Source organism: Halopseudomonas sp., assembly GCF_036961105.1.
Taxonomy (GTDB): Bacteria; Pseudomonadota; Gammaproteobacteria; order Pseudomonadales; family Pseudomonadaceae; genus Halopseudomonas.
Genome location: NZ_JBALWW010000001.1, coordinates 568,739 through 585,105 on the forward strand (window position 1 = coordinate 568,739; position 16,367 = coordinate 585,105).

The 16,367-nt window shown below is 57.5% G+C and carries 14 protein-coding genes and 1 pseudogene; 7 read left to right on the top strand and 8 right to left on the bottom strand.

Annotated features, from left to right (window positions below; translation table 11 throughout):
* Positions 1 to 185 precede the first annotated feature (185 nt).
* The 6 genes from murJ (at position 186) to ispH (ending at position 7,831) form a co-directional block, all read left to right on the top strand.
* Positions 186 to 1,757, top strand: a complete 1,572-nt coding sequence (gene murJ, locus V7756_RS02595; RefSeq protein ID WP_335608590.1) for a murein biosynthesis integral membrane protein MurJ — start codon at positions 186 to 188, stop codon at positions 1,755 to 1,757.
* An 89-nt stretch (positions 1,758 to 1,846) separates the two neighbouring features.
* Positions 1,847 to 2,773: a bifunctional riboflavin kinase/FAD synthetase gene (gene ribF, locus V7756_RS02600; protein ID WP_335608591.1), complete on the top strand. Its 927-nt coding sequence runs from the start codon at positions 1,847 to 1,849 to the stop codon at positions 2,771 to 2,773.
* Between the two features lie 22 nt (positions 2,774 to 2,795).
* Complete coding sequence (ileS, locus tag V7756_RS02605) at positions 2,796 to 5,627, top strand: isoleucine--tRNA ligase (protein ID WP_335608592.1); 2,832 nt, start codon at positions 2,796 to 2,798, stop codon at positions 5,625 to 5,627.
* Positions 5,620 to 6,117: a signal peptidase II gene (lspA, locus tag V7756_RS02610; protein ID WP_335608593.1), complete on the top strand. Its 498-nt coding sequence runs from the start codon at positions 5,620 to 5,622 to the stop codon at positions 6,115 to 6,117. The genes ileS and lspA overlap by 8 nt, the downstream gene beginning before the upstream one ends.
* A 231-nt stretch (positions 6,118 to 6,348) precedes the next feature.
* Positions 6,349 to 6,786, top strand: coding sequence for an FKBP-type peptidyl-prolyl cis-trans isomerase (gene fkpB, locus V7756_RS02615; RefSeq protein WP_335608594.1), 438 nt, complete (start codon positions 6,349 to 6,351; stop codon positions 6,784 to 6,786).
* A gap of 97 nt (positions 6,787 to 6,883) precedes the next feature.
* Complete coding sequence (gene ispH, locus V7756_RS02620; RefSeq protein ID WP_335608595.1) at positions 6,884 to 7,831, top strand: 4-hydroxy-3-methylbut-2-enyl diphosphate reductase; 948 nt, start codon at positions 6,884 to 6,886, stop codon at positions 7,829 to 7,831.
* Positions 7,832 to 7,996: 165 nt separating this feature from the next.
* Here the strand turns inward: ispH and V7756_RS02625 are convergent, their stop codons facing one another.
* The 6 genes from V7756_RS02625 to pilB form a co-directional block, all read right to left on the bottom strand.
* Positions 7,997 to 8,941, bottom strand: coding sequence for a Nudix family hydrolase (locus tag V7756_RS02625; RefSeq protein ID WP_335608596.1), 945 nt, complete (start codon positions 8,939 to 8,941; stop codon positions 7,997 to 7,999).
* Entirely contained in the window at positions 8,938 to 9,126 is a 189-nt protein-coding gene (gene yacG / locus V7756_RS02630; protein ID WP_335608597.1) for a DNA gyrase inhibitor YacG, read from the bottom strand. The genes V7756_RS02625 and yacG overlap by 4 nt, the downstream gene beginning before the upstream one ends.
* Positions 9,123 to 9,734: a dephospho-CoA kinase gene (gene coaE / locus V7756_RS02635; protein WP_335608598.1), complete on the bottom strand. Its 612-nt coding sequence runs from the start codon at positions 9,732 to 9,734 to the stop codon at positions 9,123 to 9,125. The genes yacG and coaE overlap by 4 nt, the downstream gene beginning before the upstream one ends.
* 226 nt (positions 9,735 to 9,960) lie before the next feature.
* Positions 9,961 to 10,833 (bottom strand): prepilin peptidase, encoded by an 873-nt coding sequence (locus V7756_RS02640; RefSeq protein ID WP_335608599.1) that lies wholly within the window; start codon positions 10,831 to 10,833, stop codon positions 9,961 to 9,963.
* A 4-nt stretch (positions 10,834 to 10,837) separates the two neighbouring features.
* Complete coding sequence (locus V7756_RS02645) at positions 10,838 to 12,100, bottom strand: type II secretion system F family protein (RefSeq protein ID WP_335608600.1); 1,263 nt, start codon at positions 12,098 to 12,100, stop codon at positions 10,838 to 10,840.
* Positions 12,101 to 12,103: 3 nt separating this feature from the next.
* Positions 12,104 to 13,807: a type IV-A pilus assembly ATPase PilB gene (gene pilB, locus V7756_RS02650; protein ID WP_335608645.1), complete on the bottom strand. Its 1,704-nt coding sequence runs from the start codon at positions 13,805 to 13,807 to the stop codon at positions 12,104 to 12,106.
* Positions 13,808 to 14,071: 264 nt separating this feature from the next.
* Between pilB and V7756_RS02655 the strand changes: the two genes are divergently transcribed.
* Entirely contained in the window at positions 14,072 to 14,557 is a 486-nt protein-coding gene (locus V7756_RS02655) for a pilin (protein ID WP_335608601.1), read from the top strand.
* A 150-nt stretch (positions 14,558 to 14,707) separates the two neighbouring features.
* Here the strand turns inward: V7756_RS02655 and V7756_RS02660 are convergent.
* Both V7756_RS02660 and V7756_RS02665 read right to left on the bottom strand, forming a co-directional pair.
* Positions 14,708 to 15,063, bottom strand: a pseudogene (locus V7756_RS02660) (IS30 family transposase); the annotation flags it as partial.
* Between the two features lie 186 nt (positions 15,064 to 15,249).
* The gene (locus V7756_RS02665) at positions 15,250 to 16,251 is read right to left on the bottom strand and encodes a cytochrome-c peroxidase (RefSeq protein ID WP_335608602.1); all 1,002 of its coding nucleotides are present in this window, start codon (positions 16,249 to 16,251) and stop codon (positions 15,250 to 15,252) included.
* Between the last annotated feature and the right edge of the window lie 116 nt (positions 16,252 to 16,367).

The following is a 16,367-nucleotide window of genomic DNA, read 5'->3' on the forward strand; positions in this document are numbered from 1 at the left end:
AGAAAACCGACGGCCGGTGCTGCTGCAAGTGGCGCGGGGTTGTCGTCGGTCTGACGCGGTGGCGAGAGTATACAGAGAATCCAGCGTGCGCACCCCTATTTAGTTGCTCGCGGATCCTCATTGCGGTACCTGACAAGATACGCCGTGGGGCGCTATGATGGCCGCTTTTCCCGGCGCCCACATTCATGTCTCAAGCACTCCCCTCTGAAACCCCGCCGCCCAAGGCGCCGAGCCTGCTGCGTTCAGGCATGGTAGTGAGCATCATGACCTTGCTGTCCCGGGTGCTGGGCATGGTGCGCGATGTGGTGGTGGCAGCCTATTTTGGCTCGCAATCCGAAGCGGACGCCTTCTTTATTGCCTTCAAGATCCCCAATTTTCTGCGCCGCCTGTTCGCCGAAGGCGCCTTCGCGCAGGCCTTTGTGCCGGTGTTGTCGGAATACCGCGCAAAGCGCGCGCTGGCCGATGTAAAGCAGCTGGTTGATCGGGTCACCGGTACTCTGGGGCTCACGCTGGTGGGCATCACCGCGCTAGGCGTGGCTGGCGCGCCGGTGTTGATCATGTTGTTCGCGCCCGGCTTTCACGATGATGAAGCCAAGCTCGACCTTGCCACCGACATGCTGCGTATTACCTTCCCCTACCTGTTCCTGATCTCGCTCACCGCGCTATGCGGTTCGATCCTCAACAGTTACGGCCGCTTTGCCGTGCCGGCCTTTACTCCAGTGTTATTGAACGTCTGCATGATTGGGGCGACCGTCTGTCTGACGCCTTATTTTGCTCAGCCCATCATGGCGCTGGCCTGGGGCGTGTTTATCGCCGGCGTGGCGCAGTTGTTGTTCCAGCTGCCATTTCTGGCGCAAATCAAACTGTTGCCGATGCCCAGGCCGGATCGCAAGGATCCTGGCGTCAAGCGCATCATGACGCTGATGATTCCTGCCTTGTTCGGCGTATCGGTGAGCCAGATCAACCTGCTGCTCGACACCGTGCTGGCGTCCTTTCTGCAGACGGGCAGCATTTCCTGGTTGTATTACGCGGACCGGCTGTCCGAATTGCCGCTCGGCGCCTTCGGCATAGCCATAGGGACGGTGATTCTGCCGGCGCTGTCGCGTCAGCACTCGGCAGAAGACCCCCGCGCCTTCGCACGTACACTGGATTGGGCGGTGCGTATGGTGCTGCTGGTCGGCGTGCCGGCGGCCATAGCACTGTTGCTGTTGGCCGAGCCCATGATTGCTGCGCTGTTTCACTATGGCGCCATGAATGACGAAGACGTGGTGCAAGCCGCTGCCGCGCTGCGCGCCTATTCGGTCGGGGTGATGACCTTCATGCTGATCAAGGTCCTGGCGCCGGGCTATTTTGCCCGCCAGGACACCAAGACTCCGGTCAAGATCGCGATGATCTGTATGGTCGTGAACATGGGGCTGAATCTGATTTTCATCTGGCCGCTGGCACATGTAGGGTTGGCGCTGGCAACCTCAATTTCTGCGCTGCTCAACGCCGGCTTGCTGTGGTGGGGGCTGCGCAAGGCGGGGGTGTTCCAGGCCCAGCCAGGCTGGCCAGTCTTCACCTTGCGGCTACTGGCCGCCTGCGCCGCGATGGCTGCGGCGCTGCTGTGGCTGGCGCCACCCACGGCAGACTGGCTGGTCTGGGGCTGGCAGCGCAAGGTGCTGGAGATGACGCTGCTGGTCGCGGCGGGCATGGGCGCCTATCTGCTGGTGCTGCTGCTGGGTGGTCTGCGCCTGCGTGATCTGCGTCATTCCTGAGCGAGCGTGCGGGCGACGGCGGGCATGACGCTGGCAGCAGCAAACCTGTATACTCCAGCGTTTCGACTGATCCACCACTAACGAGCATTATGGAACTGGTCCGCGGTCTACATAACCTGCGGCCCCGGCACCGGGGCTGCGTCGCAACAATCGGCAACTTCGACGGCGTGCATGCCGGCCACCAGGCGATTCTGGCCCGGCTGAGTGCGCATTCCGAGCGTCTTGGGTTGCCCGGTTGCGTGGTGATTTTCGAACCGCAGCCGCGGGAGTACTTTGCTCCCGAGGCGGCCCCGCCCAGGCTGACCCGCCTGCGCGAAAAGCTGGCGCTGCTGCAGGCCCAGGGCGTTGACCGGGTGCTGTGCCTGGCTTTCAACCGCCGCTTGCGTGAGCTCAGTGCCGAGCAGTTTGTGCAGCAGGTGCTGATTGACGGCCTGGGAGTAAAGCATCTGGAAGTGGGAGACGATTTCCGCTTCGGTTGTGACCGCTCGGGTGACTTTGCCTTTCTGCAAAATAGCGGTGCGAGCCATGGCTTCACCGTAGAGGCGGCCAATACCGTAGCGGAGAGCGGCGAGCGCATCAGCAGTACACGCCTGCGCCAGGTGCTGGCCGAGGGCGATTTCGCTCTGGCTGAGCGCTTGTTGGGCCGCCCGTTCAGCATCAGCGGTCGCGTACTCTATGGCCAGCAACTCGGTCGCACTATCGGGGCGCCCACCGCCAATGTGCAGCTTAAACGTGTCAACCCGCCGCTGCACGGTGTGTACCGGGTTAGCGTGATGCTGGACGGTGTACAACACAAAGGCGTGGCCAATATCGGCAAGCGGCCTACCGTAAGCGGTGATGGCAAAGCGCACCTGGAGGTCCACCTCTTCGATTTTGCTGGCGATCTGTACGGTCGACGGCTGAACGTGGTGTTTCATGAAAAGCTGCGGGACGAGCAACGCTTCGACTCGCTGGATGCATTGCAGGCGGCAATCAAGGCTGATTTTGCCGCGGCCAGGGCCCAATGGGGCCTGTGAACTTAAAAGAGCCTGAACCGAAATGACCGATTACAAAGCGACACTGAACCTGCCTGCCACGGATTTTCCGATGAAGGCCGGGCTGCCGAACCGCGAGCCGGAAACTCTCAAACGTCTTGACGGGTTGTACCAGCGCATTCGCGAGGTCAGCCAGGGCCGCCCGCAGTTCATCCTGCATGATGGCCCGCCCTACGCCAACGGCGTGATTCATATCGGTCATGCGCTGAACAAGATCATCAAGGACATGATCATCCGTTCCAAGACACTGTCGGGCTTCGATGCGCCCTACGTGCCGGGTTGGGACTGTCATGGTCTGCCGATCGAACACAAGGTTGAAACCACCCACGGCAAGCATCTGCCGGCTGACAAGGTGCGTGAGTTGAGCCGCGCCTACGCAACAGAGCAGGTTGCCCTGCAGAAGGCAGACTTTATTCGCCTGGGTATTCTGGGCGAGTGGGACAATCCCTATCTGACCATGAATTTTGCCAACGAGGCGGGCGAGATTCGCGCGCTGGGCAAGATGGTCGAGCAGGGTGTGGTCTTCAAGGGCCTCAAGCCGGTCAACTGGTGTTTTGATTGCGGCTCGGCGCTGGCCGAGGCCGAGGTGGAATATCAGGACAAGAAGTCCGATGCCATCGATGTGGCCTTTGCGGTCGAAGACGCTGACAAGCTGGCTAAGGCCTTTGGCCTGGGTGCATTGCCCAAGCCCGCCGCCATCGTGATCTGGACCACCACTCCCTGGACCATTCCGGCCAACCAGGCGCTGAACGTGCATCCCGAGTTCAACTACGCCCTGGTCGATACTGGCGAGCGTCTGTTGCTGCTGGCCGAAGATCTGGTGGCCGACTGTCTGACGCGCTACGGGCTTGAGGGTGAGACTATCGCCACCGCGTCTGGCGCGGCGCTGGAGCTGATCAACTTCCGTCATCCGCTGTACGATCGGTTGTCGCCAATCTATCTGGCGGATTACGTTGAGCTGGATGCAGGTACCGGTGTGGTGCACTCGGCACCGGCATACGGTGAGGATGACTTCCGCACCTGCAAAGCCTACGGCATGACCAACGACGACATCTTCAGCCCGGTACAGAGCAACGGCGTTTACGTCAGCGACCTGCCGTTTTTTGGCGGCCAGTTTATCTGGAAGGCCAATCCGGCCATCGTGACCAAGCTGGACGAAGTAGGGGCGCTGCTCAAGCATCAGAGCATTCAGCACAGCTACATGCACTGCTGGCGCCACAAGACGCCCTTGATCTACCGCGCCACTGCGCAGTGGTTCGTCGGGATGGATATTCCGGTGAAGGGCGGCAATGGCGAAACCCTGCGTGAGCGCGCACTGCAGGCGATCGAGCAGACCGAGTTTGTCCCTGCCTGGGGCAAACAGCGCCTGCACAACATGATTGCCGGTCGTCCCGACTGGTGTATCTCGCGACAGCGCAACTGGGGCGTGCCGATTCCGTTCTTCCTGCACAAGGAAAGCGGTGAGCTGCACCCGCGTACGCTCGAACTGATCGAGCAGGTGGCGCAGCGAGTCGAGCAGGGCGGCGTGGATGCCTGGTTCGATATGGATGCCAGCGACCTGCTGGGCGACGAAGCTGCACAATACGACAAGATCAGCGATACCCTGGACGTGTGGTTCGACTCCGGCACCACGCATTGGCACGTCATGCGTGGCTCAAACCCCATGGGTCACGCGCAGGGGCCGCTGGCGGATCTGTATCTGGAAGGTTCTGACCAGCACCGTGGCTGGTTCCACTCGTCCTTGCTGACCGGCTGCGCCATAGACGGCCATGCGCCCTATAAAGGGCTGCTGACGCACGGCTTCACGGTCGACGAGAACGGCCGCAAGATGTCCAAGTCGTTGGGTAACACCATAGCGCCGCAGAAGGTCAACGATACTCTGGGCGCGGATATTCTGCGCCTGTGGGTTTCGTCCACCGATTACTCTGGTGAGATGGCGGTTTCCGATCAGATTCTGCAGCGTAGCGCGGATGCCTATCGGCGTATTCGCAATACCGCACGTTTTCTGCTTTCCAACCTGAACGGCTTCGATCCCAAGGTAGACGTGCTGCCGGCTGAGCAGATGCTGGATCTGGATCGCTGGGCGGTTGATCGCACGCGGCTGTTGCAGGCCGAGATCGTCGAAGCCTACGACACCTACAAGTTCTGGAACGTCTACCAGAAAGTACACAACTTCTGCGTGCAGGAGCTGGGCGGCTTCTATCTGGATATCATCAAGGATCGCCAGTACACCACTCAAGCCAACAGCGTTGCGCGCCGCTCGTGCCAGACTGCGCTCTACCATATTGCCGAAGCCCTGGTGCGCTGGATCGCGCCGGTGCTGTCGTTTACCGCAGAAGAGCTGTGGCAATACCTGCCGGGCGAGCGTAGCGAATCGGTGATGCTCAACACCTGGTACGAGGGGCTGACGGAACTGCCGGCTGAGCAGGCCCTTGGCCGCGCCTTCTGGGAAACCGTGATGGGTGTCAAGGAAGCGGTCAACAAAGAGCTGGAGAACATGCGCGGTGCCAAGAGCATTCGCGGCAGCCTGGAAGCAGAGGTGACGCTTTATGTTGAGCCAGCGTTGAAGGAGCAACTGGCGCAGCTGGGTGATGAACTGCGCTTTGTGCTGATAACGTCCCAGGCAACCTTGGCGCCATTTTCAGAAGCGAGCGTTGAATCGGTGGCTACCGAGCTGCCCGGTCTCAAGTTGCGCATCGTCAAGTCGGATGCAGCAAAGTGCGCGCGTTGCTGGCACTTGCGCGCTGATGTGGGCAGCCATGCTGAGCACCCCGAAATCTGCGGCCGCTGCGTGGATAACATCGAAGGCGCTGGCGAGGTTCGCCACCATGCCTGAGGCCACCAAAGATAGCCTGGCCTGGCTATGGCTGTCGGTCCTGGTTATTGCGCTGGATCAACTGACCAAGTGGATAGCCGTCAGCAGCTTGGCCCTATATCAGCCGGTGCCCGTCATACCGGACCTGTTCAGCTTTATGCTTGCCTACAACACCGGCGCAGCCTTCAGCTTTCTGGCCGACGCCGCCGGTTGGCAACGCTGGTTGTTTGCGGCCATCGCCGTGATTGTCAGCGTAGTGTTGTGTGTCTGGCTGTCGCGCCTTGAGCGTAGCAAGCGCCTGGAAGCCATAGCGCTGGCGCTGATCCTCGGTGGTGCGCTGGGCAATCTTTACGATCGGGTAGTGCTGGGCCACGTCGTCGATTTTATTCTGGTGCACTGGCAAGACCGCTGGCGCTTCCCGGCCTTCAACATCGCCGACAGCGCCATCAGCGTGGGCGCGGCTTTGCTGATTCTGGATATGTTCAGGGGCAAAAAGCAGGCTGATAGCTAGAAGCTAGAAGCTAGAAGCTGGAAGTCGAAGCGGATGGGAATGCGCTATCCCTGGACGGCTCAACTGCGGCCGGGTTCGGTTCTTCCCTGGGAAGGTCGAGTTCCATCTCGACCAGTGGCCCAAGCTGTACCACCGCAGGCCGGGATGGAACCCGGCCGTCCCGTGACGCGGCGCTGTCTCACAGCGCTTCCCCTATGGAAGTAATATCTAACTCAATTTCGAGACACAAAAATGACTGACCTGCGCATCAACCACGACACCAAGGTGACCTTGCACTTCACCCTGAAGCTGCCCAACGGTGACGTAGTCGACACTACGCTGGACAAGCAGCCGGCTACCTTCAAGGTAGGTGACGGCAGCCTGCTGCCGGGCTTCGAACAGGCCCTGTTCGGTCTGAAAGCCGGTGATCAGCGCAGCTTCGAAATTGAACCCGAGCGCGGCTTTGGCCCCGGCAATCCGCAGAACGTACAGACTATTGCCCGCGACCAGTTCAATGAAATGGAGCTGGAGATCGGCCTGCTGGTGATTTTTCAGGATGCCGCCGGTGGTGAACTGCCCGGCGTGGTCAAGAGCATTCACGAGCAGGTAGTAGAGGTCGACTTCAACCATCCCTTGGCAGGCAAGGTAATTACCTTCGATGTAGAAATACTCGAGGTAAAGGCGGCCTGAACAGGCCGCTTTCCACTGTCAGACTGGCAGCCAATCGCAATCGTCACGCCGATGATGGATAATCCTTCCCTATCCGCTTTAATCCTCCGAGGCCCCCATGCAGATCAAACTGGCTAACCCCCGCGGCTTTTGCGCAGGCGTTGATCGCGCCATCGAGATCGTCAATCGCGCCCTCGAAGTGTTCGGCCCGCCCATCTATGTGCGGCATGAAGTGGTGCACAACAAGTTTGTGGTGGAGGATCTGCGCAGCCGTGGCGCTATCTTCGTTGAAGAGATTGATCAGGTGCCGGATGACGTAATCGTCATTTTCAGCGCCCATGGCGTGTCCCAGGCCGTGCGCCAGCAGGCTGCAGACCGGGGCCTGAAAGTATTCGATGCCACCTGCCCGCTGGTGACCAAGGTACATATGGAAGTCACCCGTTATAGCCGCGATGGCCGTGAATGTGTGCTTATCGGCCACGCCGGCCATCCGGAAGTGGAAGGCACCATGGGACAATACGATGTCAGCCAGGGCGGCGCCATCTATCTGGTGGAAGACGAGGACGATGTCGCCAAGTTGCAGGTGCAAGATCCGGAACGACTGGCATTTGTGACCCAGACGACCCTATCGATGGACGATACCGCGCGCGTTATTGATGCCCTGCGCGCCCGGTTCCCGGCTATCGACGGCCCGCGCAAGGATGACATCTGCTATGCCACCCAGAATCGTCAGGACGCCGTCAAGCAACTGGCCAGTGAATGCGATCTGGTGCTGGTGGTCGGTAGTCCCAATAGCTCCAATTCCAACCGCCTGCGCGAACTCTCCGAACGCATGGGCACGCCTGCCTACCTGATTGATGGCGCAGACGAGATCAAGCCCGAGTGGCTGGCGTCGGTAAGCAATATTGGCGTAACGGCTGGCGCCTCAGCCCCGGATGTGCTGGTAAGGCAGGTGATCCAGCATCTGCATGCGCAGGGTGCAACGGGCGCGGAAGAACTGGCAGGGCAGGAAGAAAATATCGTCTTCAGCATGCCCAAGGAACTGCGCGTGGTAGAGGTGGAATAAGGCAACGGCCCATACAAAAGCCTCATGCTGCTTTGCCTAGGACGGCCGGGTTCCATCCCGGCCAGCGGACGTAGCGCGTACGCCTTTGGTCGAGATGAGACTCGTTCCGCCCAAGGTTAAGGCATCAAGGCTAGATGAGGGTGGTCTGCAATCGGGCCGTCCGTTCTACAGCGTCGGCCAGAGAGCGCTAATGCCCCCGATACCCTGAGCACCACTGTTACGTGCTCGCTCCAGATGCTCCGCTCCCATACCACCCAACAGGTACACCGGCAGGGTCGCCGTGCGCATGAGCTGTTCGGCTGCATCCCAGCCTAGCGGATCGGCGTCTGGATGGCTGGCGGTACTGGCAACGGGCGACAGGGTTACAAAGTCCAACCCCAGATCCATAGCCATCTGTATTTCCCGCGCGTTATGGCAGGAAGCCGCGATAAATCCTTTAAGCGTTCTGGGCAGGGGGTGGCTGTTGGCTTGCCAAAGGCGCCGCAACTGGGCGCTAGTGAGATGCCAGCCTGCGTTTGGTAAGGGCGGAGGGGTGTCGCCCTTGAATAAAAAGTGAAAGTCTTGGCCATAGCTTTCCAGTATCTTGCTGGCGAGCGCTTGGTAAACGGCACCGTCGAGCTGGTTCTGACGCACCTGGACCAGCCGAATGCCCTGCGCCTTGGCCTGTTTCAAGCCATGCAAGAGTGCAGCTTCATCAAGCTCGGGAGTGATCAGGTAGCGCTCGGGCAGCTGCGCCGCGTGTACTATGGGCTGGTTGGCTGCGGGAAAGTCATAATTTGGCAATTCGGTCGGTAGCACCCAACGCACGGGCTGGCCTTCTGCGCCGTGGGCTTCACCGGAAAAGGTAGTCACCTTCCACACATCCAAGCGCACCGACTTGTCGACGTAGTCGTGACGTATATCGATCAGTGGATGGGCTGCTTGCACTTTGATGCCCAGCTCTTCCTTCAGCTCTCTACAGAGACCCTGCAGCCTCTCTTCACCGGTTTCCAGCTTGCCACCCGGGAACTCCCAGAGTCCGCCCTGGTGGGCGTTGGTGGGCCGTTTGGCTATGAGGATGCGCCCTTGGCCATCCACCACGACGCCCGCCATCACATGCGCTAAGTTCATTGCCGAGGGAGGTCTTCGGAAAACACGTCCTGTTCCTGATCGTTGCCGGGAATCACATGCTCTTCCGACGCCCAAGCGCCCAGATCAATCAGGCGGCAGCGGTGCGAGCAAAAAGGGCGATCTGGAAAACTGGCATCCCAGGTGACGGGGGCATTGCAGGTAGGGCATTCAACGGTCAGGGTCATTGGCTTTTCTCCTGCAGCATCGCAAGATACTGCTGATGCAGAGTGTCTATCTGTTGGTGCAGGTGCGCCAGGTCACGGTCATTGATTATCACGTCGTGCGCCTGACTCAGGCGTGCCTCGCGCTGCGCCTGCACCTGCATGATTGCAGCGACCTGCTCCTCCGGTACCTGGTCGCGCAGCGCAGTTCTGCTTAGCTGCAACGCCTCTGGCACATCCACCACAATCACGCGGCTGGTCATGCGGTGCTGGCCGGATTCTATCAGCAATGGCGAAACCAGTAGCGCGTAGGGCGAGGTGGCGCTCTCAAGATCGCGAATAGTCTCTTCGCGGATCAAAGGATGCAACAGCTCCTCAAGCCAGACGCGCTCCTGCGGATTGCTGAACACGCGCTGGCGCAGCGCTGCACGGTCCAGATGGCCGTTGGGCAACAGAATTTCATCCCCAAAGCGGTCTACGATATGCGACAGCGCCGGTTTACCAGGCTCCACCACCACGCGCGATTTGAGGTCGGCATCCACCACGTGGATCTGGTGGGCCGTAGCAAAATAATTGGCGGCGGCGGATTTGCCGCTGCCTATTCCGCCGGTAAGGCCGATGATCATGGTCATAGCGGGTAACACCGATGTTGTGAACGCTTGGCGCAGAGCGCCGTACTGGATAGGGCAGGCGGGCCTGGGAGGCTGCCCGAGAACAGACGGACCTACTGCGGAAAATCCGGATTGGTCATTTTGCGCGCTTTTTTTCGTTAAATAGAGCGACTATTCACCTCAAGAGAGCACAAAAACTGCCTCAAACCGACTTCCCCTCGCTACGGTCGCTATTCCCGGACAGCCTCTAAAAGCCGGCGAACTGCAGGTAGCTGCCGGTGATTGTCTCACCCCATATCAGAGCAATCCAGCCCGCAATGGCGAGGTAGGGGCCAAAGGGCAGGGGAGTGGTGTTGTCCTGCCCGCGGGTTTTCAGAATGATGATGCCGAGTATGGCGCCCACCAGCGAGGACAGCAGAATGGTTAATGGCAATATCTGCCAGCCACCCCAGGCGCCCAGCATGGCCAGCAGTTTGAAGTCGCCATAACCCATGCCTTCCTTGCCGGTGACCAGCTTGAACAGCCAATAAACTGACCACAGGCTCAGATAGCCCGCCACCGCGCCCCAGAGTGCCTCGTTCAGCGATGTATACATACCAAAGCTATTGGCAATCAAACCCAGCCAAAGCAGGGGCAGCACCAGCGAATCCGGTAACAGTTGGGTGTCGGCATCGATCATGCTGAGGCTGATCAATCCCCAGGTCAGTACCAGCATGCCGCCTGCTGGCCAGCCAAAACCGTATTGCCAGGCGATCACCATTGAAAGCGCTGCGGTGAGCAGTTCTACCAGTGGGTAGCGCGTGCTTATAGGCGCTTTGCAACTGCCACAACGGCCCTTCAACAGCAGATAGCTGATAACTGGCAAGTTTTGCCAGGCTTTTATCTCGGTATCGCAATGGGGGCAGTGTGAGTGCGGCAGAATCAGGTTGTAGGTGGGTTGTTCCTGATGTAACGCGTCCGGCTCCAGCATCTCTCTGCTCTGTTGCAGCCACTGGGCTTCCATCATCCTGGGTAGGCGATGGATCACCACGTTCAGGAAGCTGCCGATTATCAGGCCTAGTAGCCCTGCGAGCAAAATAAAGGCCAGCGCGTGGCTGGCCAGGTAATCGAGAAGCTGCATGGGGTTAGACGACGTTACCGAGCTGGAAGATGGGGAGGTACATAGCCACGATCAGGCCGCCAACCAGCACACCCAGCACGCACATGATCATGGGTTCAAGCAGGGTGGTGAGGTTATCTACTTTGTTGTCGACTTCTGCCTCGTAGTAATCAGCTACCTTTTCCAGCATGCCGTCGAGATTACCGGATTCTTCGCCGATGCCTGCCATTTGCACAGCCAGCGAAGGAAAGACGTTGGTAGTGCGCATAGAGAAGTTCAGCTGTGAACCGGCAGAAACGTCTTCCTTAATCTTCATTACCGCGTTATAAAAAACGACATTTCCGGCCGCACCTGCCACGGAATCAAGTGCGTCTACTAGGGGTACCCCCGCTGCAAAAGTTGTAGAAAGCGTCCGGGCGTATCGTGCTACGGCCGCCTGATAAATTATGTCGCCCACTATCGGGGCTTTTAGTAGCGCCCGGTCTTCTGCATCTCGAAGCTTTTTCGACTTCACGTGGGCTTTCCCATAGGCATAGCCGCCCACGATGATAATCACGAGGAAAATAAACCACCAATCTTGCAGCCATTCGGACAGCCCGATAACAAAGAGCGTAAAGCCCGGCAAATCAGCTCCAAAACTGGAAAACACTTCCTGAAAGCTAGGCACCACTTTCAGCAACATAATTGCTGTAACAATGATCGCAACCACAACAACCGAAATCGGGTAAGTCATGGCTTTTTTGATCTTGGCCTTCAGGGCCTCAGTCTTCTCTTTGTAAGTCGCGATACGGTCTAGAAGAGATTCTAATCGGCCTGATTGTTCGCCTGACTCCACCAAATTGCAGAACAGATCGTCAAAATATTTGGGATGTTGGCGCAATGAGTCGGCCAACGTATTGCCCGCAGCCACGTCCGTTTTAATCTCATTAACGAGCTTGGCCATATTAGGGTTTTCAGCGCCCTCAGCGATAATTTCAAACGCTTGAATGATAGGGACGCCCGATTCCATCATGGTAGCCAGCTGACGGGTAAAAAATGCTATGTCCAGCGGCTTGATTTTCTTCGAGCGCTTAGCGAACAGCGTGGATTTTTTGTTGATCTTGACCACCCATATGCCTTGCTTACGCAGCTGGTTCTTCACCAGTGCGGCATTGGTGCCCTGTATTTCACCGGAAATTTTAGTGCCGTTGCGATCCTTCCCCTCCCATTTGAAGGGAAAGATTTTCTCTTCCTTGGCCTTCTTTTTGGCAGCTGCAGGTTTCTTTTTTAGTGCTGCTTGTTGCGCCATGACTTAATCCTTGGTCACTCGGTTAACTTCCGCCAGGCTGGTGACGCCTTCCTCTGCCTTCATAAGGGCAGATTGACGCAAGCTTCTGAAGCCTTCGCTCTGGGCTACATCAGAAATTTGTATAGAATTGCCGTCTTCCATGATAATGCGCTGCATCGCAGGGGTGATTTTGACGACTTCATAAATCCCAACACGTCCTTTATAACCATCTTTACAGTTTTCGCAACCCACTGGCCCAAAAATTGTAATGCCGGCGGCGATTTTCTCTTCGCTGAAGCCTTCCTCGCGCAGCGTTTCTTGCGGTACCTCCATGGGCTTCTTGCAACTTTTACAAAGCCTCCGGGCCAGCCGTTGCGCAATGATCAAGTTCACTGAGGTGGCAATGTTGAAGGAGGGGACGCCCATGTTGCGTAGCCGGGTGAGCGTCTCAGCAGCGCTGTTGGTGTGCAGGGTAGACATCACCATGTGACCAGTCTGCGCCGCCTTGATGGCAATCTCGGCGGTTTCAAGGTCGCGGATCTCACCGACCATGATGATGTCCGGGTCTTGACGCAAAAAGGCGCGCAACGCTTTGGCAAAGTCCAGCCCCTGCTTGGGGTTTACGTTTACCTGGTTGATGCCTTCCAGGTTGATTTCAACGGGGTCTTCCGCCGTGGAGATATTGCGCTCCATGGTATTTAGAATATTCAGGCCGGTATATAGCGAAACCGTTTTGCCTGAGCCGGTAGGCCCGGTTACCAAAATCATGCCTTGTGGCCGCTCAAGTGCGGCCATAAACATCTTCTTCTGATCCTCTTCATAGCCAAGGGCATCAATACCCATTTTGGCGCTTTCAGAATCCAGAATACGTAGTACCACCTTTTCACCCCAAAGCGTGGGAAGAGTGTTTACGCGAAAATCGATAGCCTTGTTCTTGGATATCTTCATCTTGATACGGCCGTCCTGCGGCTTGCGCCGCTCGGCCATATCCATGGAGGACATAACCTTCAAGCGCGCTGCGATACGAACACCCAGTTGCTGCGGTGGTTTGGCGACTTCATGCAAAATGCCGTCGGTGCGGAAGCGCACGCGGTAGGTTTTTTCATAGGGTTCAAAATGCAAATCAGACGACCCCATGCGCACAGCGTCTAGCAGCATCTTGTTTACAAAGCGAACGATGGGTGCGTCGTCCGCATCAGTACCCGCATCTTTCTTGTCGTCGTCAGTTACCGCCTGGACGTCCAAATCGTCCAGATCAGCGTCGGCCATATCACCCAAACCACCGGTAGGGCTATCTAGGTACTTGTCGATAGCGGCATGCAGCTTGTCGTCTTCAACAATGACCGCATCTGTCATCAGGCCGGTATTGAACTGAATATCGCTCAAGGCTTGCTGGTTGGTAGGGTCAGAAATAGCCAGATAAAGGCGAGAGCCGCGCTTAAACAGCGGCATGACGCAATGCTGACGAATTAGCTTCTCACTGACTAGGTCGCCCGGTTGGGCCTCTTTATCCAGTGAAGCGAGGTCGAGATAGGGGTAACCAAACTCTTCCGCGCATACCATCGCCAAATCACGGGAACTCGCAAGCTTGCGTTGAACCAGATGAGTTATAAGCGGGATCTTGTCCTGGCTGGCTTGCTGGCTTGCCTTGGCGGCAGTGTCGGCATCCAATAGCCCATCCTGAACGATGCGGCGTGCCAGCCCTGTTAAAGCGGCGGTTTCCATAATCCTTTGGCGTCTCTGATTAATCACGTTGGTTATCGCGACTATAGTACAGGCGGACGTTAGAGTGCACCGCAAAAAAATATTCGGCGCCATTCCCCCTCCAGAGTGACAAAAAACGTCAGGTGGTGACATGGCTGGGCAGCGACTTACGCTTATGTCTGGAAATGCCCCGGCCTTTATGCTTGGAAACCGAGGCGGCAGTTCCTGGCGTGATTCGTGCATAGGGTTTTTCAGCCACGAGGCTAAACCACATCAAAGGAGTTAATTATGAAGGCTCAAAAAGGTTTTACATTGATCGAGCTTATGATCGTAGTTGCGATCATTGGTATTCTGGCTGCTATTGCTCTGCCTGCGTATCAGGATTACACCAATCGTGCAAAAGCATCTGAAATTATGCTGGCGGCAAGCACGGCTCGGACCTGTGTCAGCGAAAAAGCACAAGTCGCTAAAGATCCCGATGATTGCGATACTGGTTTTACCGAAACCAAATATGTGAGTGATTTGGCTGTTAGCGCTGCTGGTGTGATTACTGCAACGGGCACTTCCGACATGACTGGTTTGACTATTAAGCTTACCCCGAAAAAAGCGGGCGCAGATGGCGAAGCGGCGGCTAATGCTGCTGCCACTGACTTCACTGGCGCTGCAGATGGCTCAACTTCGGGCGGTTTTACTGTCAGCGAGTGGGTATGCACCGGTACCGCTACTGGCAATGCTAAGGCAAGCTGGCTTCCAGGTACTTGTGAAGCCGAATAAAAGCTTTCTGTGAGCAACGTACTAATTAGAGCTTGATGAGCCCCTTCTTGGCTTAACTCTGATCTCGATTCCAAGCTCTAACAACAATCCCCGGCTAGCCGGGGGTTGTTGTTTCTGCTTTTGGGTACCCGGCCGTCGGTTCAAAAGTAGCTTACGTGGACGCATCTTCAGTTCCAGTGCAATCGCGTTCAGCTCTTCCTGACAAATGTACCGACAAGTCGCTCCTCTTCGGCAGGTATCAACGGATCAAGCAATTGATGTTTTTTTGTTGCTGCCGGGCTGTCAGGGGCCATTCGGGTCCCAGAAATAAATCGTCACGCCCGTTTGGCGGGCGATTTCAGCATGCCGTGCGAATTCCTAGCCCCGGCCGTATGCCATGCTCTTGCGCATCGCCAGCGGCATGCCATTGAGGGCAGCGTTGAAACCGTTGATCGCGAGGTTGCCGTCGCATCATTCATTTTCATCAGCATCAGGTAGCCACTGGTACGCTCGACCAGAGTACCGAGGTTTACACCGCCTGTGGATCCCTAGTGCTAAACCTTCGCTATCCTGCAACAGCTCTCGCCTCGGGCGGGGTTCGGCTTCACTACTGCGTTCGCTGATGACTTTGGATCGAGCTGGTGCTCGACCCTTCCCAGCAAATGCTCTTACGCAGGCTGCGTCGCGAGCATATTTCTCTACCCCGTCACGCCTCACTCAGTCGCAAACGGCACCGGTATCGGCGTTGCATTGTTCGATGGTGGCAGTTGCGGAATACGGAAGTCGGGTTGGTCGCCGGTCAGGGTTTTGAGAAAGGCGGTCATGTTATCGATGTCTTCCTTCGGCAGCTTGCGGCCTAGCTGCAGGCGGGCCATGAGGTCTACCGCCTCTTCCAGTTTCCAGTGCGCACCATCATGAAAGTAGGGGTAGGTCAGCTCTACGTTGCGCAGGGTGGGGACTTTGAACGAAAAGCGGTCTGCGTCTTTCCCGGTGACCGCCACGCGGCCTTCGGCCGGGTTCTTGGTCACGTAGGGCTCGACGATGCCCATGCGCTGGAATGAGGTACCGCCAGCGGCAGGGCCGTTGTGGCAGGCAGTGCAGCCGATGTCCTTGAAAGTTTGATAGCCATCCAGCTCGGCCTGGGTCAGTACATTGTCATCACCCTTGAGCCATTGATCGAAGCGTGAGTTGGGCGTGACCAGGGTTTCTTCAAAGGCGGCGATGGCGTCGGTCACTTGCTTGATGTCGATCTGATCGCTGCCATAGATACTGGCAAACTCCTGGCGGTATTGGGGTATGGAGCGCAGTACATCCAAGGCCAGCACGTGGGTAGAAGCCATTTCCATCGGGTTGCTGATCGGGCCGCCAGCTTGCTCCTGTAGTGTGGCGGCGCGGCCGTCCCAGAACTGCGCGACATTCATGCTGGAGTTGAGCACGGTTGGCGAGTTGATGGGGCCCTCCTGCCATTTATGACCGATGGATGAGGGCAGGTTATCGCTGCCGCCCATGCTCAGGTTGTGGCATGAATTGCAGGAGATAAAGCCCGAGCGCGATAGCCGTGGGTCAAAGAACAGCTTCTTGCCCAGCTCTACCTTCGCCGGCTCGTCAATGTGCGTAGGCTCGATCGGCTGAATAGGTTCATTCTTCAGGCGCTCGGCCTGTAGCGGTGCGCACAGGCTGCCAGTCAGTAACATGCAGATGAGGTGTCTATTCATGATCAAGTCCTTGTCATCAAAGTGGCAAAGCAGGTGCGGGAGCCTGCCATCTCAAGGGCAGTGTGCTGCTATGCCGGCATCCTTTTGTTGATGCAGGTCAATGGTCTCTCTGTCTG

Excerpts from the sequence above, each read along its gene's own strand:
- ileS (WP_335608592.1), top strand. The coding sequence starts at position 2,796 with ATGACCGATTACAAAGCGACACTGAACCTGCCTGCCACGGATTTTCCG.
- ribF (WP_335608591.1), top strand. The coding sequence starts at position 1,847 with ATGGAACTGGTCCGCGGTCTACATAACCTGCGGCCCCGGCACCGGGGC.
- fkpB (WP_335608594.1), top strand. The coding sequence starts at position 6,349 with ATGACTGACCTGCGCATCAACCACGACACCAAGGTGACCTTGCACTTC.
- lspA (WP_335608593.1), top strand. The coding sequence starts at position 5,620 with ATGCCTGAGGCCACCAAAGATAGCCTGGCCTGGCTATGGCTGTCGGTC.
- V7756_RS02640 (WP_335608599.1), bottom strand. The coding sequence starts at position 10,833 with ATGCAGCTTCTCGATTACCTGGCCAGCCACGCGCTGGCCTTTATTTTG.
- V7756_RS02625 (WP_335608596.1), bottom strand. The coding sequence starts at position 8,941 with ATGAACTTAGCGCATGTGATGGCGGGCGTCGTGGTGGATGGCCAAGGG.
- coaE (WP_335608598.1), bottom strand. The coding sequence starts at position 9,734 with ATGACCATGATCATCGGCCTTACCGGCGGAATAGGCAGCGGCAAATCC.
- murJ (WP_335608590.1), top strand. The coding sequence starts at position 186 with ATGTCTCAAGCACTCCCCTCTGAAACCCCGCCGCCCAAGGCGCCGAGC.
- yacG (WP_335608597.1), bottom strand. The coding sequence starts at position 9,126 with ATGACCCTGACCGTTGAATGCCCTACCTGCAATGCCCCCGTCACCTGG.
- ispH (WP_335608595.1), top strand. The coding sequence starts at position 6,884 with ATGCAGATCAAACTGGCTAACCCCCGCGGCTTTTGCGCAGGCGTTGAT.
- V7756_RS02665 (WP_335608602.1), bottom strand. The coding sequence starts at position 16,251 with ATGAATAGACACCTCATCTGCATGTTACTGACTGGCAGCCTGTGCGCA.
- V7756_RS02645 (WP_335608600.1), bottom strand. The coding sequence starts at position 12,100 with ATGGCGCAACAAGCAGCACTAAAAAAGAAACCTGCAGCTGCCAAAAAG.
- V7756_RS02655 (WP_335608601.1), top strand. The coding sequence starts at position 14,072 with ATGAAGGCTCAAAAAGGTTTTACATTGATCGAGCTTATGATCGTAGTT.